17 protein-coding genes and 1 pseudogene are annotated in these 20,076 nt (G+C 62.7%); 12 read left to right on the top strand and 6 right to left on the bottom strand.

Annotated features, from left to right (window positions below):
• Positions 1-279 precede the first annotated feature (279 nt).
• Both ACVOLO_RS07140 and ACVOLO_RS07135 read right to left on the bottom strand, forming a co-directional pair.
• Positions 280-1,575 carry a sensor histidine kinase gene (locus ACVOLO_RS07140; RefSeq protein ID WP_481569552.1) on the bottom strand — a complete coding sequence of 432 codons (1,296 nt, stop codon included), beginning with the start codon at positions 1,573-1,575 and terminating at the stop codon, positions 280-282.
• A complete protein-coding gene (locus tag ACVOLO_RS07135; protein WP_481569551.1) occupies positions 1,572-2,267 on the bottom strand; it encodes a response regulator transcription factor in 696 nt (231 codons plus the stop codon). The genes ACVOLO_RS07140 and ACVOLO_RS07135 overlap by 4 nt, the downstream gene beginning before the upstream one ends.
• A 160-nt stretch (positions 2,268-2,427) precedes the next feature.
• On the opposite strand from ACVOLO_RS07135, the gene ACVOLO_RS07130 reads away from it, so the two are divergent.
• From ACVOLO_RS07130 to ACVOLO_RS07075, 12 genes and pseudogenes are all read left to right on the top strand, one after another.
• Positions 2,428-4,146 (top strand): ArnT family glycosyltransferase, encoded by a 1,719-nt coding sequence (locus tag ACVOLO_RS07130; protein ID WP_481569558.1) that lies wholly within the window; start codon positions 2,428-2,430, stop codon positions 4,144-4,146.
• 181 nt (positions 4,147-4,327) lie between these two features.
• Complete coding sequence (locus ACVOLO_RS07125; RefSeq protein ID WP_481569550.1) at positions 4,328-5,104, top strand: phosphatase PAP2 family protein; 777 nt, start codon at positions 4,328-4,330, stop codon at positions 5,102-5,104.
• 32 nt (positions 5,105-5,136) lie between these two features.
• Positions 5,137-6,762, top strand: a complete 1,626-nt coding sequence (locus ACVOLO_RS07120) for a phosphoethanolamine transferase (protein WP_481569557.1) — start codon at positions 5,137-5,139, stop codon at positions 6,760-6,762.
• A gap of 386 nt (positions 6,763-7,148) precedes the next feature.
• Positions 7,149-9,167 (top strand): M2 family metallopeptidase, encoded by a 2,019-nt coding sequence (locus ACVOLO_RS07115; protein ID WP_481569549.1) that lies wholly within the window; start codon positions 7,149-7,151, stop codon positions 9,165-9,167.
• 1,013 nt (positions 9,168-10,180) lie between these two features.
• Positions 10,181-10,852, top strand: coding sequence for a hypothetical protein (locus ACVOLO_RS07110; RefSeq protein WP_481569548.1), 672 nt, complete (start codon positions 10,181-10,183; stop codon positions 10,850-10,852).
• A gap of 424 nt (positions 10,853-11,276) precedes the next feature.
• Positions 11,277-11,639: a hypothetical protein gene (locus ACVOLO_RS07105; RefSeq protein ID WP_481569547.1), complete on the top strand. Its 363-nt coding sequence runs from the start codon at positions 11,277-11,279 to the stop codon at positions 11,637-11,639.
• Positions 11,640-11,830: 191 nt separating this feature from the next.
• Positions 11,831-12,990 (top strand): annotated as a pseudogene (locus ACVOLO_RS07100) (IS3 family transposase).
• A gap of 111 nt (positions 12,991-13,101) precedes the next feature.
• Positions 13,102-13,455: a ribonuclease E inhibitor RraB gene (locus ACVOLO_RS07095; RefSeq protein WP_481569546.1), complete on the top strand. Its 354-nt coding sequence runs from the start codon at positions 13,102-13,104 to the stop codon at positions 13,453-13,455.
• A 68-nt stretch (positions 13,456-13,523) separates the two neighbouring features.
• On the top strand, positions 13,524-13,868 hold the full coding sequence (locus ACVOLO_RS07090) for a hypothetical protein (protein ID WP_481569545.1): 345 nt from the start codon (positions 13,524-13,526) through the stop codon (positions 13,866-13,868).
• Between the two features lie 57 nt (positions 13,869-13,925).
• The gene (locus tag ACVOLO_RS07085; protein WP_481569544.1) at positions 13,926-14,192 is read left to right on the top strand and encodes a hypothetical protein; all 267 of its coding nucleotides are present in this window, start codon (positions 13,926-13,928) and stop codon (positions 14,190-14,192) included.
• A 329-nt stretch (positions 14,193-14,521) separates the two neighbouring features.
• Positions 14,522-14,758, top strand: coding sequence for a hypothetical protein (locus tag ACVOLO_RS07080; protein WP_481569543.1), 237 nt, complete (start codon positions 14,522-14,524; stop codon positions 14,756-14,758).
• A 59-nt stretch (positions 14,759-14,817) separates the two neighbouring features.
• Complete coding sequence (locus tag ACVOLO_RS07075) at positions 14,818-15,156, top strand: GRAM domain-containing protein (RefSeq protein WP_481569542.1); 339 nt, start codon at positions 14,818-14,820, stop codon at positions 15,154-15,156.
• A gap of 165 nt (positions 15,157-15,321) precedes the next feature.
• On the opposite strand, the gene ACVOLO_RS07070 is transcribed toward ACVOLO_RS07075, so the two are convergent.
• From ACVOLO_RS07070 to ACVOLO_RS07055, 4 genes are read right to left on the bottom strand one after another with little or no spacing between them, the layout of a single operon-like run.
• The gene (locus tag ACVOLO_RS07070; RefSeq protein ID WP_481569541.1) at positions 15,322-17,142 is read right to left on the bottom strand and encodes a TonB family protein; all 1,821 of its coding nucleotides are present in this window, start codon (positions 17,140-17,142) and stop codon (positions 15,322-15,324) included.
• Entirely contained in the window at positions 17,139-18,542 is a 1,404-nt protein-coding gene (locus ACVOLO_RS07065; RefSeq protein WP_481569540.1) for a hypothetical protein, read from the bottom strand. The genes ACVOLO_RS07070 and ACVOLO_RS07065 overlap by 4 nt, the downstream gene beginning before the upstream one ends.
• A 4-nt stretch (positions 18,543-18,546) precedes the next feature.
• Positions 18,547-19,290, bottom strand: coding sequence for a PP2C family serine/threonine-protein phosphatase (locus ACVOLO_RS07060; protein WP_481569539.1), 744 nt, complete (start codon positions 19,288-19,290; stop codon positions 18,547-18,549).
• Positions 19,291-19,304: 14 nt separating this feature from the next.
• Positions 19,305-19,985 carry a vWA domain-containing protein gene (locus ACVOLO_RS07055; protein WP_481569538.1) on the bottom strand — a complete coding sequence of 227 codons (681 nt, stop codon included), beginning with the start codon at positions 19,983-19,985 and terminating at the stop codon, positions 19,305-19,307.
• Positions 19,986-20,076: the final 91 nt, after the last annotated feature.

The raw sequence follows: 20,076 nt of genomic DNA, 5'->3' as shown, positions 1-20,076 counted from the left end.
GCTCTCTCTCCCACGCGCCCCGGAAGCCCGGTCTCCCCCAGACCGGGCTTCTTTCTGTTTGGGGGTTGGGTGCCGGGAATCGGGAATCGGGAATCGAGATTGGGGATTCGCTAAAGCAAGAGCACCCCTCCCCAACGCTCCCCTTCGCTGCGCGAAAGGGAGGGAGTGAAAGCGGGCGCTTGGCGATCTGATTGATTGCTGGAAGCAACGTGGTTCGTGCAAGGGGGGCTCAACGCGGCGACGCGTTATGCATTTTCAGCTTCGCGGCCAAGGCCGCTCCTACGTCGAGGTTGAAGCCGAGGGTAGTGAGCTGCTCATGTCCAGCGTGACGCGGGTACCGCGCTCCGGCTGCGACTGAATATCCAGCTTCCAGCCCAGGTGATCGCACAAACGCGCGATCAGATCCAGACCGATCCCGGAGCGCGTGTTGCGCTCGCCCCTGGCCAGGCGCGCATAGACCTGCGCCACTTCTTCCGGGCTCATGCCATGGCCGGGGTCTTCAATGGTGACCACCGCGCGCGCCGATACCCCCAGACGGATCACGCCACGGTCGCTGTTCTCGATGGCGTTGCGCAGCAGGTTGCCGATGGCCGCCTGCACCACCCCCAACGGTGCCAACAGGCGGCATTCGTCGAGCTGCAACAGGGCCAGTTCCAGTTCCTTGCCATTGGCCAGATAGCGATGATCCTCGACGATCTCCGGCAGCAGTTGATCCAATGCCACCAGCTCGCTCATCGCAACCAGTTTGGCCGGGTCACGCGCCAGCACCAGCAGCAACTGGACCAGTTGTTCGACACCGGCCGTGGTGCTGCGAATGCGCTGCAACTGCTGCCGCGCCTTCACCGGCAATTCGGGTTGTTCCAGCGCCAGGTCAGCCGCGCCACCGATGACCGCAATCGGTGTGCGCAGTTCGTGGCTGGCGGTACTGATGAACATCCGTTCGCGTTCGACAAAGTGTTCATTGCGGCGCAGGTAATCATTCAATGCGCCAGCGATCACTTCCAACTCGGCACTGCCGCCCGAACGTACCGTCACCTGCTGCCCGCGCAGCTCCGGCCTCAATGCGCCAATGTCCTGCGCCAGCGTTGATAGCGGCCGCACCAGGCGGTTCATGCCAACCCAGGCCATCAGCAATGTCACCAACACCAGGGCGACGCCCGCCAGCATTGCCCAGCGGGTGGCAAAGTGTTCCAGCTCGGCGAAATCGGTGATGTCCAGCACCAGCACCACGCGGCCGAAATCGGAGGTTTCACGCACCATTGCCGCACTCTTGCGGCCTTCCAGCAATGCACCATCGTGCAGGCCCGGATTCAACGCCGCCAACGACGGTGGCAATGGCCGTGACGGGCTGCCGCCGAACAGAAAAAGCGTGTCCGAATCCTGCCAGTGATAGTCAGCGTCAACCCGCATGTGCGCCAGAATGCTGTCCAGCTCGGTGTTCAGCAGCGAGCGCCAGACGGCATGTTCGGCATGCTCGTGCACATAGTTGGCCGCACCAAAGACCGCCAGCGTGATCAAGGCCAGGTACGCGCCCAGCCAACCCAGCAATTTACGCCGCAAGGTAGGCCGTTTCATGGCGCCTTTTCCGCGCGGGCCGGCGCCGACAGGCGATAGCCTACGCGCGGCAGGGTGTGCAGCAGTTTCTGCTCGAACGGGCCATCCACGGCGCGGCGCAGTTCGTAGATGTGCGAGCGGAGCATGTCGCCATCCGGCGGTTCATCGCCCCACAACGCATATTCCAGCTGGTCACGGGTGACCGCCGCCGGGCTGGCGCGCATCAGCAGTTCCAGCAGCTTGCGGCAGGCCGGATAGAGATGCAGCACCTGACCGCCGCGCTGTGCTTCCAGCGTGCCCATGTCCAGGCTGAGGTCATGCACCTCCAGCACCTTGCGCGGGTTGCGGCCCTTGATGCGGGCCAGCACCGCCTCAAGGCGGACTTCCAGTTCGGGCAGGTCAAACGGTTTGGTCAGGTAGTCGTCGGCGCCGGCGCGGAAGCCGGTGATCTTGTCCGGCAACTCATCACGGGCAGTCAGCATGATCACCGGCACTTCGGAGCGGTGCTCCTCGCGCAGGCGGCGCAGGACTTCCGGGCCCTCCATGCGCGGCAGCATCCAGTCGAGCAGGATCGCGTCGTAGCTCTGGGTGCCGGCCAGGTGCAGGCCGGTGACGCCATCCGGGGCCACGTCCAGCACATGGCCGCGCGCCTCGAAGTAATCGAACAGGTTGGCGATCAGATCGCGGTTGTCTTCAATGACCAGCAGCCGCATGCAGGCAGCACCTTCAGGGGCCCCAGCACAGCGGGGCGAACCTATACATCCTAGCGCCGGGGCTGTCGGAATGGCGTCGAAATCAAGGTGCATTCTGACGCGGTTCCAACATCCGGGGCGCGAGAATCGGGCCATTCCATCCTCCGAGCCGTGCGTGCGCCTGCCCAATTCCCGCCCCGCCTCCCCGTGGTTCGCCATTCTCATCGTACTGGTGGTCGCCAGCCTGTTGGCCGGCCTGGGCATGCGCTCGCCACAGCCACCGGACGAACCACGCTTCGTGCTGGCCGCCCGCCACATGATCGAAACCGGGCAATGGCTGCTGCCCCACCGCGGCAGCGAGCTGTATGCCGAAAAGCCGCCGACCTTCATGTGGATACAGGCCGGCACCTACCGTTTGCTGGGCGACTGGAACCTGTCCTTCCTGGTGCCCTCGCTGTTGGCCGCACTGCTGACGCTGTGGCTGACCTGGGACATGTCGCGGCGGCTGTGGAACCGGCAGGTGGCGCGATATGCGGTACTGGGGTTGTTCGCGTGCATCCAGTTCGGGCTGATGGCCAAGCGGGCGCAGATCGACATGGTGCTGTTGGCCATGACCACGCTGGCGCTGTGGGGGCTGGTACGCCACCTGCTGCTGGGCCCGAACTGGCCTGCATTGGCGCTGGCCGCATTCGCCGCAGGCGTGGGCACCGTGACCAAGGGCGTCGGCTTCCTGCCGTTGTTGATGCTGCTGCCGTGGCTGGCATGGCGCTGGCGTCACCCGCAGGCGCCCGGCCCTGGCCGCAGCTGGGCCTGGTGGCTGCTGCTGCCCGCCTTCATTGCCGGCACCGCCGTGTGGCTGGGGCCACTGGCCATCGCCCTGCTGAAAAACCCTGACCCTGGCCTGCAGGCCTACGCGCATGAGCTGTTGTTCAAGCAGACCGGCACCCGTTACACCAATGCCTGGCACCACCGCAAAGAGGCTTGGTACTACGCGCAGGTGATCGCCACCCTGTGGCTGCCCGGCAGCCTGTTGCTGCCGTGGCTGGTGCCGGCGTGGTGGCGGCGCTGCCGCCGCGCCGATCCGCGTTACCTGCTGTTGCTCGGTTGGGCATTGCTGGTGCTGCTGTTCTTCACCGCCAGCCCCGGCAAGCGCGAGGTCTACATCCTGCCGATGCTTCCGGCCGTGGCCGTGGCTGCTGCGCCGCTGCTGCCCGGCCTGCTGCGACGCACCGGCGTGCGCTGGGTGCTGCTGCTGTATGTACTGGTACTGGCGCTGGCAACCCTGGCCGTCGGCTACGGTGCGGTGCAGGGTGAAGGCTTTGCGCAGCGGTATGCGATCAAGCGTGCGATGGACCTGTGGGTGCTGCCGCGTATCGGCTGGTGGCTGGTCGGTTTTGGGGCCTGCGCCCTGCTGCTGGCTGCCACGCTGCGGCTGCGACGCGCCGGCCTGGCGGTAGTACTGACCACCGTGTTGCTGTGGTCAATGTACGGGCTGGGCGCGATGCCGGTGGCGGACCCTTACAGCTCGGCATCCCTGGTTATGGACAAAGTGCGCGAACGCATCGGCCCGGAGGCCGAACTGGGCATGGTGGCCTGGCGCGAACAGAACCTGTTGCAGACCGATCCACAAGCCACCGACTTCGGCTTCAAGCGGCCGGTCGCCGAGCAATGGGAAGATGCCGCCCGCTGGGTTGCCCAGGCACCGGCGCGGCGCTGGTTGTTTGTACTGGACACCGCAATGTCGCCCTGTGCCGATCCGGCACAGGTCATCGACATCGGCAGCGCCAACCGCAACAACTGGCAACTGCTGCCGGGCACCGCATTGGATGCAGCCTGCATCGCGCGTACCCATGGCGCTGTACCCAGCGGCGATGCAGCCGTCCAGGACGACAACGACTAGGCCACTGTGGATGTCGCGCTACCCGCCACACGATTGGCGGGTAGCAGGCGATGGCGCATCGCTGTTTGAACCGCAGCAAACGTTTTTACGCGCTCCAACATAAATCCGACACGCTTCCGACCGCGCTCTGACAGCAGCGGGAACAGCATGCCGCCATCGACCTTGATGGCACGCCTGTTCCATGCCCCAGCTCACGCCCGCCCGCCCCTTCGCCACGCCCTTGCCCGGCACCCGGCTGGACTTCATCAACCGGACGCTGTTGATCCCTTTCGCCGTTGTGGTGGTGGCCAGCGCGGCCTTGATGGCAGGCGGTGGCGACCAATGGCTTGCCGACCACCTCTACCGTTTGCAGGGCAGCCAATGGGCGTTGCGTGATGCCTGGTGGACCAGCCACCTGCTGCACAAGGGCGGCAGAAACCTCAGCACGCTTGCCGCGCTGCTGGTGATCCTGGGTTTGATCCGCACCCGCTTTGACGCCCGCTGGCGCCCGCTGCGCAAGCCGCTGTTCTACCTGCTGCTGTCGGTGGCGCTTTCCACCGGCGTGGTGTCGCTGCTGAAGAGCTGGACACACATGGATTGCCCGTGGGATCTGGAACGCTACGGTGGGCTGCGTCCGTTCATCGGTTTGTTGGATGCACGCCCGATATCGCTGGGCCACGCAGCATGCTTCCCGGCCGGCCACGCCAGTGCCGGCTACGCCTGGGTCGCGCTGTACTTCTTCATGCTGCAGGTACGCCCGCAATGGCGCTGGCCCGCATTGGCCGCCGCCCTGGCAACCGGCGCGGCCTTCGGCTTCGCGCAGCAGTTGCGCGGCGCACATTTCCTTTCGCATGACCTGTGGTCGCTGGCCATCAGCTGGACGGTCGCCACGTTGCTGTCGCTATGGATGTTCGGCCCGGTCACCGCGCCGGCTGCGCCGACGCGCACGCGCGTGCTCGGCAATGGAGAAGCCGCATGAACGCCGTCGTCTCTCGTTTCCGCCTGCAGGGAATGTCGTGGAGCGCATTGCGCAACTGGCGCCCGGCGATCAGCAGCGAAATGTTGATCCTGTTGGCCAGTGCGTTCTTTGCCCTGGCTTGCAACACCTTGTTCTGGCGCAGCGCCATGGCCACACATCCCGGCAGCGTGATGTTTGCCGCCTCCTTGTTTGCCCTGCTGCTGAGCGTGCACGCGCTGCTGTTCGGCCTGTTGCTGTGGCGCTGGAATGCCAAGGTGCTGCTGACCGTGCTGTTCATCACCGCGGCCTTTGCCGTGCATTACATGAACAGCTACAACGTCTACCTGGACGCGGACATGCTGCGCAACGTGCTGGCCACCGATCGCAAGGAATCCAGCGAGTTGATGACCCCGGCGCTGCTGCTGCCGCTGCTCGGCTATGCCGTGCTGCCAAGCTTGCTGCTGTGGCGCGTGCGCATCCGCAAGCGCAGCATGGGCCGCGCCCTGCTGTGGCGCCTGGCCTTCCTGCTGGGTGTGGTGATTGTGGGCGGCGCCGGCACGATGGCCTCGTTCCAGGACATCTCGGCGCTGATGCGCAACCACCGGGAAGTGCGCTACCTGGCAACGCCGGTCAACTACCTGATCGCGTTGAAGCAGAACATGGGCAGCGCCAGCCCGATCCACAAACAACCCAAGTTGCCCATTGGCACGGATGCCAAGGCCATGCCGCGTGCAGCCACCAGCAAACCACGCCTGTTGGTGCTGGTGGTGGGCGAAACCGTGCGCGCGCAGAACTGGGGCATGAATGGTTACGCGCGCCAGACCACACCGGAACTGTCGCAGACCGGCGCCATCAATTTCCCCGACATGCATTCGTGCGGCACCAGCACTGAGGTCTCGCTGCCCTGCATGTTCTCGCCCTACGGCCGCCACGATTACGACGAAAAGAAAATCCGTGGCCATCAATCGCTGCTGCATGTTCTGGAACACGCCGGCATCAGCACGCTGTGGCGCGACAACCAGTCCGGCTGCAAGGGCGTGTGCGATCAGTTGCAGATCGAGCGCCTGGACGATGCCACCCTGCCCGGCCTGTGCGCCGATGGCCGCTGCATGGATGAAATCCTGCTCAACGATCTGGCCACGCAGGTGCGTGCCAAACCCGGCGACCGCGTGGTGGTGCTGCACCAGCTTGGCAACCATGGCCCCAGCTATTTCCAGCGCTACCCAACGCAGTTCCGCCAGTTCGCCCCCACCTGCGACACCGCTGACCTCGGCAAATGCAGCCGCGAGCAGATCATCAACAGCTACGACAACGCCGTGCGCTACACCGACCACTTCCTGAGCCGCACCATCGCCGCATTGCGCGGCATGGACGACTACGACACGGCGATGATCTACCTCTCCGACCACGGCGAATCACTTGGCGAAAAAGGCCTGTATCTGCACGGCATGCCGTACGCCATTGCCCCGGAGGAGCAGACCCGCGTGCCGATGGTGATGTGGTTCTCGCCAGGTTTTGCCAGCGACCGCGGATTGAACCTGCAATGCCTGCGCCAACGCGCGAGCCAACGCACCGACCACGACAACCTGTTCCCATCGGTACTGGGCCTGATGCAGGTTGGCACCTCGGTATACGACCGCAGCCGCGATGTATTCGCCGGCTGCACAGGCCAATCGTAGGAGCGCCTTCTGGCGCGGTGCCGATGCCCCGCCATTCTGTGGAAGCTGCGTGCCCTGCGGAGTGCCTGCATCGTGGCCAAGGCCGCTCCTACAGGCAACCGCCTCCGTAGGAGCGGCCGCGGCCGCGAAAGCAATTCGCCCCCAACCTGCGGCCCACTCCGCAACTGCAGATTTCCGGATTGCCCATTTCAGCGGCAACGCAGACATTCATCGCTTCGCGGCCGAGGCCGCTCCTACCCGCATCCGTTCCGACGCCCGTGGCAACCGGCCTTCGGATTCATCTCAATTGCGGCTCGTCGGGCGCCCGCCCTGCCTTCGTCCACTTGCGGCCCCGCCGCCGCCCCACTAGCCTTCGCCGGTACTTGAAACCAATACCGGGGATTTACGTGAAGAATCGTCATCTGTTGCTGGCTGCCGCCATAGGCGTGGCCGTACTTTCGCTGGCCGCCTGTAAAAAGGACGCCACGCCGGATGCTGGCGCACCTGCGAGCACCGCTGCCGCACCGGCCGAAAGTGCCGACCAGTTCATCGCCCGGGTCAATGCCGAATACAAGGCCATGTACCCGGAAATGACCTCCGCGCAGTGGCTGTCCTCCACCTACATCAATGACGATTCGGCCCGCGTGGCCGCCAAGGCCAACGAGCGCTGGCTGACCGTGCTCAATGGCTGGATCGAGCAGGCCAACAAGTACGACGGCCAGCCGATGAGCGCCGACACCGCACGCGCCATCAGCCTGCTGAAGCTGATGACCTCCATGCCGGCCCCGCGCGACCCGCAGAAGCTGGCCGAACTGGCCGGCATCGCCACCAAGCTGGAAGGCGACTACGGCGCCGGCACCTACTGCGTGGGCGAAGGCGACAAGCAGAACTGCCGCCAGCTGGGCGAACTGGAACAGGTGCTGGCCGGCTCGCGCGATTACGACAAGCAGCTCGACGCCTGGCAGGGTTGGCATTCCACCGCCGTGCCGTCGCGCGCCAACTACCAGCGCTTCGTCGAACTGGTCAACGAAGGCGCCCGCGAACTGGGCTACAGCGACGCCGGCCAGATGTGGCGCAGCGGCTACGACATGCCGGCCGACCAGGTGGGCCCGGAAACCGACCGCCTGTGGGAGCAGGTCAAGCCGCTGTACGAGCAGGTGCATTGCTACACCCGCGCCAAGCTGGACAAGGAATACGGCAAGGACAAGGCCGAAGTGGGCGGCGGCATGATTGCCGCGCACCTCACCGGCAACATGTGGCAGCAGGACTGGAGCAACCTGTGGGACATGACCGCGCCGTACCCGAACGCGGGCAGCCTGGACATCACCGCCGCGCTTGAAAAGCAGCACCAGGCCAACCTCAGCACCGCGCTGCGCAAGATCGACGGCAACGCTGACCTGGCGGCTCGCTTCAAGGCCCAGCGTGAGGCCGAACTGGCCACCGCACGCCAGATGACCGAGCGCGCGCAGGACTTCTACGTCTCGCTGGGCATGCCCAAGCTGCCGGACAGCTACTGGCAGAACACCCAGTTCATCAAGCCGCTGGACCGCAACGTGGTCTGCCACGCCAGCGCCTGGGACATGAACATGGGCGGTGACGGCAAGGATGTGGGCGCGGACGTGCGCACCAAGATGTGCATCACCCCGAACGAAGAAAACTTCACCACCATCTACCACGAGCTGGGCCACATTTATTACGACCTGGCCTACAACCCGCTGCCGCCATTGTTCCAGGGCGGCGCCAACGACGGCTTCCACGAAGCCATCGGCGACACCATCGTGCTGGCAATGACGCCGAAGTACCTCAACTCGATTGGCCTGGTCGGCGCGCAACAGGAAAGCCGCGAAGCCACCATCAACGCGCAGATGCGCATGGCGATGTCTGGCGTGTCGTTCCTGCCGTTCGGGCTGATGATCGACCGCTGGCGCTGGGGCGTGTTCGACGGCTCGATCAAGCCGGACCAGTACAACCAGAAGTGGTGGGAACTGAAGGCCCAGTACCAGGGCGTGGCCCCGGCCAGCGCACGCGGCGAGGAGTTCTTCGACGCCGGCGCCAAGTACCACGTGCCGGGCAATACCCCGTATCTGCGTTATTTCCTGGCGCGCATTCTGCAGTACCAGTTCTACAAGGGCCTGTGCGATGCGTCCGGTTATACCGGCCCGCTCAACGAGTGCAGCTTCTACGGCAACAAGGAAGCCGGCCAGAAGTTCTGGGCGATGCTGAGCAAGGGTTCCAGCCAGCCGTGGCAGGCCACACTGAAGGAACTGACCGGCGGGGAGAAACTCGATGCCGGCCCGATGCTGGAATACTTCGCCCCACTGCAGGAATGGCTGAAGCAGCAGAACGAAGGGCAGATGTGTGGATGGACGGCGCAGGCGGCTGCTCCGGCGGCAGCACCGGCTGCACCTGCAGCAGCTGCTCAGTAAGTAACTACTGTTGATTGTGTTGAAGACGAAGGGCGCCGGATGGCGCCCTTTGTTTTGTGCGGCCCTGGGAAACGCCACCTGACAGCACGTCGTGGGCGCCCTCGTCATTACATCCCCTCAATCGGGGGTGTAACGCATATGCCCGCTCCCCTGCCGGTATCTTACGAAACGACAATGCGCGGATATGGGATGTCTGGTACGCGTATCTCGTTGAATATCATCCAGCTCGTCGGGGATACCCAGGCTCCGCACAAGAGGGCATACTCCGCGCTACACCGCTGTTAGGCGGTCTACTTAGAGTTAGGCTGCATTGGTAAAGGTGGGTTGGTGGCTCTGTCTTCGGGTGCAACAACGGCCTTTGGGCGGTCGGCTCCGGACAGCGGTCACAACCGCCTCTTCCATCGGTTAGCTCGCCGCTTCGCCTTATGCCTCCTTGCCCCGCCGCACTCACTTCGTTTGGCTTCGGCAGCACCGCGCTTCACGGTTTACGGGGCAAGCCACGATCCCGCGCACTGTGGCAAGATCGGCCTGCGTTGTGTTGTACAAGCGGGCGGCTTGGTCAGCTGTTACACATCCCTGGCCAATACTGCCTAACAATTCATTCAAGCCGACCGCTGCTTCGCAGCGTCGGCTTAATTCAGGCGTTAGGCAGCGTTGGTAGAAGTGGGTTGGTGGTTCCGCCTTCTGGCGCAGCAACAGCCTTTTGGCCGTCGGCTCCGGACAGCAGTCACAACCGCTTCCGCTGTCGGTTGGTTTGCCGCTTCGCCTTATGCTTCATTGCCTCACCGCACTCATTTCATTTGGCTTCGGCAGCACCGCGCTTCACAGTTTACGGGGCAAGCCACGACCCTTCGGGCTGTGGCAAGATCGGCCTGCGTTGGGTTGTACAAGCGGGCGGTTTGGTCAGCGGTTACACATCTCTGGCCAATGCTGCCTAACAATTCATTCAAGCCGAAGCCGCTTCGCGGCTCGGCTTAATTCAGGCGTTATGCCCCAATGAGACATTCCCGCAGATGAAACGACTGCTCGCCCCTATCCTGGCTCTCTTCGGCACTTCGAGCGCCGCTCAACCTCAACCCAAGGTCGAGATGGTGGATACAAAATCAATTCGCTACTCCATGCCGACTGTTGCGGCGGACTCCCTTGAGTTTGCTGCTCCAAACCGCGAGTCCTTTGAAGGTGCGCCACAATTCCATGAGGATGAGTGGGCCCAATTGGAGTTCTTTCCAAAAAGTCGCCTAGAAGAGATCCAACGACTCTTGGCTGAGTACAAGCCCTTTGAGCGGGCCCATCGGGGGCAATATGGCTGGGACCAGATTTACGCGCGCAATGTGGCGCGCCATCTAATCATCGCGGGCCCGGATGCAGTCTCCAACCTAGCCGGCACTCTTGACGCAGTTCAGGAAAATTCTCCGATTCTCCTGACCTCGTCGAGTGCGCTTGGCCAAGTCAAATATGGGTTTGCCCTTGCTGTTGCTCATAAGATCAACTTGTATGGCCTCAAGAGCGAGAGTGGCATCACCGTTCTTGGCGCCATACTCGACTCCGGCGCGGACGATCTAGTCCTCACCAAGACGTTCGCCAAACTTAACTCTGCGCACAACCTGATTCTCGTAGATTGGCGCAGCCAGATGATTCTGGTTGGGGTTCACAGCAACGGCGACATCGACATGTGGCGCCCCTAGTTTGGGCATAACAATTCGTTCAAGCCGAAGCCGCTTCGCGGCTCGGCTTAATTCAGGCGTTAGGCAGCGTTGGTAAAAAAGTGGATTGGTGGTCCTGTCTTCGGGTGCTGCCCCAGCCCTTTTGCAGTCGGCTCCGGGCAGCGGTCACAACCGCTTCTGCCATCGGTCAGTTCGGCGCTTCGCCTTATGTTTCATTGCCTCACCGCACTCATTTCATTTGGCTTCGGCAGCACCGCGCTTCACGGTTTACAGGGCAAGCCACGATCCTGTTCGCTGTGGCAAAATCGACCTGCGTTGGGTTGTACAAGCGGGCGGTTTGTCAGCGGTTACACACCCCTGGCCAATGCTGCCTAACAATTCATTCAAGCCGAAGCCGCTTCGCGGCTCGGCTTAATTCAGGCGTTAGGCCTATAAGGAAAGAGTCATGCAGTCTGGCGTAAGAGCTTGTGCCGCATACGTTGCGCTTCGCCTCATCTCCGGCAAGCGAGCTTCTGCTGTCTACGATTACTCAGGCGGCGGGTATATAAGCATTGACGGGCAGATAACTGCCACTAACGTCAATGTTTACGACTATAGCCGCAGCGCCCATTTCGGCGGAAATGGCTCCAATGGCAAGTTCAGCCTTTATGACTACGGAAACTCGCACCATGTCGAGCTCAAAGTCAGCGGCAACAAATACGAGGGCTACGACTATGGCTCCTCATGCCATTTCAGCGGAACAGTGAATGGCACATCCACCTCACTGTATGACTATGGCAGCGGCGGCTTCTTCGACTACTCGCTGTAGGCCTAACAATTCGTTCAAGCCGAGCCCGCTTCGCGGTCTCGGACCGACCGGAACCGCATCGGGCGGGCCGGCTTAACTCAGGCGCTAGGGCGCTAGGGCGCTAGGGCGCGTACATGGAAGACCAAAGAGGGGTTCCCCCCCGTTTTCACGGACACTTACGAGAAGGCCGACCAAGGTCCTGAGGAGTGTTCATGTTGAAGCGAAGGAAGTTCAGCGCAGAGTTCAAGCGTGGTGCGGTTGAGCAGGCCAACCAGGCGGGCGTCAGCTGCGCTCAGGTGGCCCGAGAGCTGGGGATTCGCGACTCCCTGCTGACTCGCTGGAGGCGAGAGGCCAGAAGCCAAGCCTCAGTGGCCTTTGCAGGCACGGGTACACCCCGCGACGAAGAGCTGGCTCATCTCAAGCGCGAGCTGGCGCGGGTGAAGAAGGAACGGGATTTCTGCGAGAAGCGGCGACGTTCTTTGCCAAGGGATCAGCCTGAAATACCAGGTGATCGAACGTTGCCGCGATGCGTTTCCGGTTCGGCTGATGTGCCGATGCCTGCGGGTATCGGCCAGCGGCTATTACGACTGGAGCAAGCGCCTGGCCAGCCCTCGCCAACTCGACAACGAGCGCTTGCTCGGTCGCATCCGCGAACTACACGAAGACAGCCGCGGCGTGCTGGGCGCAGGCCGGATGCGGGAAGACTTGGTGGATGAAGGTGAGACCGTCAGCCTTAATCGCGTGGCTCGATTGATGGCGGCAGATAGCTTGCAGGGCTGGCCTCTGCCCAAACGTCGCGGCCCGCGCAGCCGGCCTGCGCTGCCCCCCCCCCCTTGGCGTACGTAACTGGCTGCAGCGGGACTTCACTGCGCTGGAGCCAGAGACCAAGTGGGTCACCGACATCACCGAGATCAAGACGCAACAGAGCAAGCTGTATCTATGTATTGTCCTGGACCTGTTTGACCAGCGTGTTGTGGGCGGGTCAATGCATCATCGACAAGACCGGCAGATGGTGATTCGAGCGGTGCAAATGGCGGTCTGGCAGCGTCAAGGCCGCCATCCGGTAATCCTACATTCCGATCGCGGTAGTCAATTTCGGAATGGCGATTATCAGCGCTGCCTGAAAGCCAACGGATTGCTTTGTTCGATGGGTGCGGTGGGACATTGCGGGGACAACGCTGCATGCGAAGGCTTCTTCGGGATGCTCAAGCGCGAGCGGATATACCGGATGAGCTACCCAACACTCGATGCAGCAAAGGCCGATGTGTTTGAATACATCGAGCGGTTCCACAACCGTCGGATGCGGCGGAGGATCGCCAGGCACGATTTGAAGTTCTCAACCCTTTCACAACCGTCCGTGATTCCGGGGTAGAACCCTTCTTCCAAATCAGGATTTGGTCGTTTACTAGGCCAGGTCTAACAACTCAATCAAGCCGAAGCCGCTTCGCCGCTCGGCTTAACTCAGGTATTAGGGGCACATTCCATGCAACGTGACTTCAGCAAGTATCCCGATGACGACAACGGCAATGTCCTCTGGCGTCTCCTGGAGCATGGAGACGACCACGCTGTTGCTCGTGATATTGATTTCTGTCTCGACTTCACGACTGAGGAAGCTGCGGTTGATTGTGGCGTGTTCTTATTCCGCAACGAGTACAAGATTCAACTTGAACCGCCACTGGAAGACGATCCAGAGTCGCCTTGGACGGTTCTCGCAATTCCGCACATGATCCCTGAGCACTCAGAGATCTGCGCAGTGGAAAGCCACTTAGAACAGATCGCACAACACTTCGGCGGTGAATGCTCCGGATGGGGTTGTCCCACGGCCGGTACTCCCTAACAATTCATTCGAGCCGAAACCGCTTTGCGGCTCGGCTTGACTCAGGCATTACACCGCAGGGAAAGTTCATGGCAACAAGAGAAGAACTGCTTACACACCTCTGGCAATCCATCATCAATAGCCATCTCGATTGCACGGGCTTGGACAGCGTTATCGCATCCTGCAAAAGTCACCCGGATGGCCCGTTCGCTGATGTAGGGCCAGCCATCGAGCGCGCTCTCGCCGCCGGCGTTTCGCCGAAAGACCTGTGCCTTATCAACCGTGGCACAGCCTATGAGGCAGTATTTGGCACGCTGTACGCACTTGGCGACCCTGGGGTGGACGACGATGATCTGCTCGGGCTCTACGAAGACCTGCTCGGCGCAGACCCCGCCGGTATGGATGGCCGCCCAGGATCAGCGGATGCGGCCTAACAGTTCATTCAAACCGAAGCCGCTTTGCGACGCGGCCTAATTCAGGCGACAGGTTCCATGGAAAGTTCCCAGACGATCCCACCAGAGCGCATGGCTGTTTTGTGCAGCCTGGCGGTTCTACCTGATGGTTCATTAAGGGTGGTGCTCGATGACGCCAGCAAGGGCCAAGGCCCAGGCGCCTGGACACACCAAGGCTTGGTTACCTTCAAGGACTACTCACCTGGCACTCTTGAGGACTTGGCAACACTCCCCGAAGAAGAACTGGCAAACTTCGGCTATTACATCCTGGCCCGCCTGCTGGCAGCCAATGGGTTTTGTACCTAATAATTCATTCAAGCCGACCGATGCTTCACAGCGCCGACTTGATTCTGACGTCAGCCTACTCAATCGAGCTTTTACAAAGGACGTAATTCCCATGATTGAAAAGCGAATTTACAGATTTCTGCCGCTGGCCCTGCTTCTCGTATGCATGGGCATCTGGTCTACCAGGGCATCGCTGTTTGAGATATACGACGCTGCTGCGGACAAGAGCGCGCAGCTCGATGCAGCGCATTCTACAAAGCAATAGCGGTTGATGCCTTTGCCGCAGTCCAACAACTCATCCAAGCCGAGCTCGCTTTCGCAGCTCGGCTTAATCCGGCGTCAAGCCTCAAATGAGCAATCGAATTTTCAAAGACATTGATTCCATCCTGGCAACCATCGACAGCTTCACCGGCCGTCCGGAAGAACTGGTGCTCGCCATTTCTGATGGTCTACAGGACCCAACCGGCATCAGTATGGCTATCGTGACAGATCGCGTACTGGCACGCGGCTGGTTACCTGCTGAATTCGAGCAGAAGGATGGTTTCCGCCAGTATCACTACCGCGGTCAGGACGATGGTGAGACCTAGCAGTTCATTCAAGCCAACTCCGTCTCGCAGCTCGTCTTTACTCAAACCCCGGCCCCCCTATGAAGATCACATTGAATCCCAACGAAAGGCTTGTTCGTGAGGGTGCTGCCAATCTCCAGCGCGGCGCCGAGACTGTCGGCGGCAAACTATTCCTGACGAACCAGCGCCTGTTCTTTCAGTCACACGCACTCAACATCCAAACGGGTGCGACGGAGATTCCGCTGTCCCAGGTCGTTGGCACGCGACGTTGCTGGACGAAGCTACTCAATCTGATTCCGCTGTTCCCAAACTCATTGGCAGTGTCGACGATCGACGGCGCTGAGTATCGCTTCGTCCTTTTTGGCCGCAATGCGTGGGCAACAGCGATCGGCGCTCAAGCGCACGTTGTTGGTGCCTGAAAGTTCATTCAAACCGAACGCCACTTGCTGCGGCAGCTAAATCCACTCGTCAGGCCACGCGTATGCACAGCGGCGTCTTGCTCACGCTTGCAGCAGCCATCCTCGTTCACCACATTGCTTTGATTGCGCACGCAGCTACTGATGCCCCATTCCTTCGCTGCGGGATCACGGCTCCACCCGGAACCTCACCGGGAACGCCAGGGTGACCTGGTCCACACCGCGCACTGCGCCTTCCGGCGGCTGCACACTCCACCTCCAGGCCGCCTCTCGCGCTGCCTCATCCAGCACCGGGTGACCACTGCTGCGGGCCACACCGACATCCTTCACGCTGCCATCTGCCGCCAGCGTCACCGACAGCAGCACCAGCCCCTCCTGCTGCCCACGGGCGGCACTGGAGGGATAGCGGGCCGGATCGCGTTGCGCGCGCTCGACAAGCAACTTACCCAGCAGCATTATCGCCTGCTTCTCATCCCCCACAGCGGCCATGCTCACCTGCCCGGCAGGGGCTGGAGGGTTGAACTTCACGGTGACACGCCGTCGTTCGCCATCAGGCGGCACTTCGGCAACGTTCTTCCAATGCCGCGCGCCTTGTCGCGCCGCCTGGTCGAGCATTTCGTCACCACTGCTGCGCTCCACCAGCACCGAGGTGATGCGGCCGTCCTTCCACACGTCCAGCACCAATACCGTCCGGGTTGCAGTGCTTATACCCGGCTGCCCCAGGATGATCCCCGGCTGGTCATCGCGGAAACCCGCCGCCGGCAAATCCACCTGCACAACACCCCAGTTCTGCATGGGTGGAATCGATGGTGGCGAGGGCCGCGGTGAAAGCCACAGCCCTTCATCCATCGTCAGCTTGCCGGCCGGCGGCATTGCCTGCTCGGCTGATGCGGTGTCGACGCTCGCAGCAGGGGCTGCCGGCTTCGCCTGCCCGGCGACCAGCTGTGCCGCTCTGGCCTCCAGTATCTGCAAGCGCTTGCCCGACGCCTTCGTCAGCAGCGAGGTGACCACGCGCAGATCCGACCGCAGCAGAATCCGCTGCGTGGTGTAGGCATTGACGCCCGTGTCCGCGTCGGCCAGGCGCCCGGCCACAACCAGCGCCCCCAGGGCCAGCTCCTCGTCGCTGTCGGCGATGGTTGCGGCATAGGTCTTCCACAGCTCCGGCATCCCTGGTTCATAGGCGAACAGGGACTGCTGCAGGGCATGGACATCGCGCAGGCTGTTTTCCAGTTTCTCGGCCTGCTCTGCATCAATATCGGCCCCGGCATACCGCCACACCTGCAGATGCAGGCTGGACATGTCATCCAACAGCAACTGGATGCCGACCCCGCTGTTGGAACGTGACGATTCCCACAGGCGGCGCATCAGATCGCGTCGTTTCTGTCGGGTCTCCATCGAGGCCTGTTTGCTGCTTGGCGGCGAATCGAACGTGGCGCTGTATTCATCCCACAGTTGCTCATACCGAGCCCGGTCGTCCTGATTCCGCGGCCGGCGACGTGGCCACTGCTGTAGTTCTTCAAGCAGCATGTCGGCACGCTGCAGCTGACCGCGTGCCGCAGCACGTGCGATCTGCTCGACACGCTCGAAGGCATCACGCTCGTAGCTGTCGCGCGAGAACCAGTGCAGGCCCGCCGCGCTGCTGCGGGGCTCCATCAATGATTCGGTGCTGCCGCCACGCTCGGTACGCGACGACGAAAAGCTGGTGGCAAGCAGTGTCACGAACACGCCCAGCCCCAACATCCCTGCTGCCATCAGATAACTGCCCGACCTGTCCTGCCATGCCACACGCAACAGCGACAGCACCGAAACCGAACCGCCCAGCAACACACCGGCACGGAAGGCCAGCCTGCCGTCACTCAACTCACCGTGCGCGAACAGCTGCCCCAGCCAGGCGATCGTGCTGTAGACCAGCGCACCTATCCAGCCCCACAACGGGGCCAGCAGCAGCAACAGCGCTACGACAACAACAATGCCGATGAAAACCCTCATGGCCGTTTACTCAGGATCACCACCGGCACCGTGACGATGAAGATCAGGACCAACACCCCCAGCAACCCCGTCTGCGAACCCAGGGTCAATGCATCCCACCAACTGGGATCGGCCGCAGCGCTGTAACGCCGGAAAGCCGGCATGCCCCAGCCCATTACCCAGCCAAGCAGCAACGTGCCGATCACCGCCATCGTCACCCGCGTGCCGATACCGGGCGGGCCCAGCGGCTGCGCCGCCGGTTGGCCGGGTGCGGCCGCAGCGGTACGCGGAGCAGTTGCCGTGCCACGCTGCACATTGGCGCGGGGGCGCTGTTTGCCGGTGCTTTTGCGGCGCGTGGCATGCGAACGGGACGCACGCTCGGCCTTGCTCAGCAGCCCTTTGCGCATGCAGGCCGCACAGGGCATCTCGGCGAAATGCTGGTGCGTCCCATCCTTGCTGCACTTCACCAGCAGGCCGGCGCTGCGCCGCGCATACCCTTGCAGCAAGGCCGCCCATTCCGCTGCGGCAGGGCGCTGCAGCGCATGCTTGGAAAAGGCGCGGTCGAACATCTCGCGCAGCGGCTCGGGGAAGCCCTGATGGCCACTGACCGGCGAAGGCAGGATGCGCCGATTACCCGCGCCCCTGCCGTAGGCATACAGCTGCGCGGCAATACGTCCCGGCAGATCGCTGGGCAGGTTCTCCCCCTGCGGGCGCCCGCTGTACGGGTGCAGGCCCGAGTTGAGCAACTGGAACACCATCACCGCCAGCGCGAAGCGGTCCTGGGCCTCTTCCTCGCCCGGCTTCACGCCCCGCTGCTGGAACTCCGGCGCCAGGTAGTCGGTGGTCACCTGCCCCGCGGGAAAGCGCTCATCCCTGCCCTGGATGCTGAAACCATCACAGTCCAGCATCGCGATGAACAACGACTTGCGATAGAAGCGCACATTGAGTGGCTTGAGGTCCACGACATAGTGCTGCCGACGATGCAGCGCCGCCAGCATCACCGCCAGATTGGCGGCCAGCGCGGCCTTCGCTCCCAGCGTCGTGGGCAAGCCTGCGGCACGCGCCTGGCGCTCCTGCAGCACATGTTCCAGGTCACTGGTTGCAGCGATGTCGAGCACCGGCATGCTGAAACCGATAAAGCGCCCGTTGCGGTCCTGCAGCAGGCCAGTGGGCCAGGCAATCTGCACATGGCGGACGCCCTTCTCTTCCACGTCGGGAAGATCCGGGCTCAACGCCAGCATCGCCTTGAGCTTGCGCTCATACACGCGCAGGTCGACGTTGGGGTGATAAAGCTTGGCTACCTCGTCCGGGCGTTCCTTCAGCAGATAGACGCTGCCCGCGCCACCGCTCTTGATCAACGCACCCAGCGTCAGCGACGCCCGCCGCCCATCATGTATGACTTCACCACTGCGCACCGACACGGCGCTACACCGGCAGCGCCACCAGCAACGTCTTGTCGTCGCCGGTTATCTGGTCCGTGCGCGGATCGGCCAGCGTGGCCTGCAATGCCTCGCTGCCCTGCACGTCGCCAACACCCCGCAGGTAGCGCACCACGGGCGCGATGAAGGGCTGGAACAGATCGCTGCCATCGCGGGTCATCGCAAATGGCTGCACACCGTCGGACATCAGCACGATGGACCCGACATCGCCTTCGAAGCGCATCAGCCGTAGTTGCTGCTCCCAGTTGCTGCCGGTGACGAACCAGGTTTCGTTGGCATATTCCCCATTGGCGGGCAACGACACCGCCGTCGGCAGGGCGCTGTCGAACGCACAGGCGGCAACGCCATCGCCGACATGGAAGAACCATCCGCCGCCGGCATCGGCCACCACGCCAACCAGCGTGCAGGCGTGGTCAGCCAAGCGCAGCCCCTGCGATACCGACGCCATTGCCAATTCGCCGCGCGCATCATTCACCGCGCGCTCGATGATCTCCCGCATCGTCTCCACACCGAGGGTCAGTGGCCTGTCGCGCAACCGCGGATGCCGGGCAACGGCAGACACCACTGACGTGGCCACCTGCCTTGCGCCCACGTCGCTGTGCGAGGCCGAACCGGCGCCATCACACACCGCCGCAACCAGCACGGAACCCTCGCACGCCGAAGCAAACGCGTCCTGACAGGGTTGGCCGCGGTCCAGATGCGAGCGTCCGGTGGCAGAGGCCGCCACCACGCGCCAGCCCCTGTTCAAACTGGCGCTAGCGACCAGGTGTCGGTCGAAGGCAGCTGCACCTGGCCGCCCGGCGTCGAGTTGGACACCACCCGCATGCTCGCACTCAGCCACAGGAACAGCTCCTTGAACTGCAGGCCCTGCAACTGCTTCACCCCACGCTCGCCGTTACGGCTGAACTGGCCCAGCACCGTGGCGTCAGCCCCGCCCACGCCAATCGGGAACACTGCAACCCGGTTTTTCTCTTCGCTTTCGCGGCACAGCTGGGCGCTTGCCTCCCAGGCATCGGTGGGATGACCGTCGGACATCAGGAACAGCCATGGCCGCGTGTAAGCCACGCCCGCCGCGCGGAAGCGCGCCTTCTCGTCCTCGATCTCCTGCAAGGCCAGCTCCACGGCTGCGCCAGTGGGCGTGGTGCCATTGGCCGAGAGCCGCGGTGCGCTGAAATCCATCGCGTCACACCAGTCACCGACGACCGCGACATTGTCCATGCCGCCGTACTCGATCAGCAGCACACGCACGCGCTTGGCGGCGATGACATCAGACTTGAGCTGCTGTTCCAGCAGTTTCAGGCCGGCGTTCAACTGCTCGATGGGGGCGCCATCCATGCTGCCGGAGCAGTCCAGCACCAACACCAGCGGCGTGCGCTGCTCACTGTTGTCTACCAGCGAAACGTCGGGAATTCCTACTGCGGACATCAGGCCAAGCCTCCGTGCTCAAAGGGACGTCGTCCGGCGGAGTATAACAACAAGTCTGACACCCACTTTGACACCCGATTGTGTATGACCG

This window comes from Stenotrophomonas sp. STEN056, assembly GCF_056759635.1.
The sequence above is the reverse complement of the archived record's forward strand: the minus strand, read 5'-3'. Positions and strand labels throughout refer to the sequence as shown.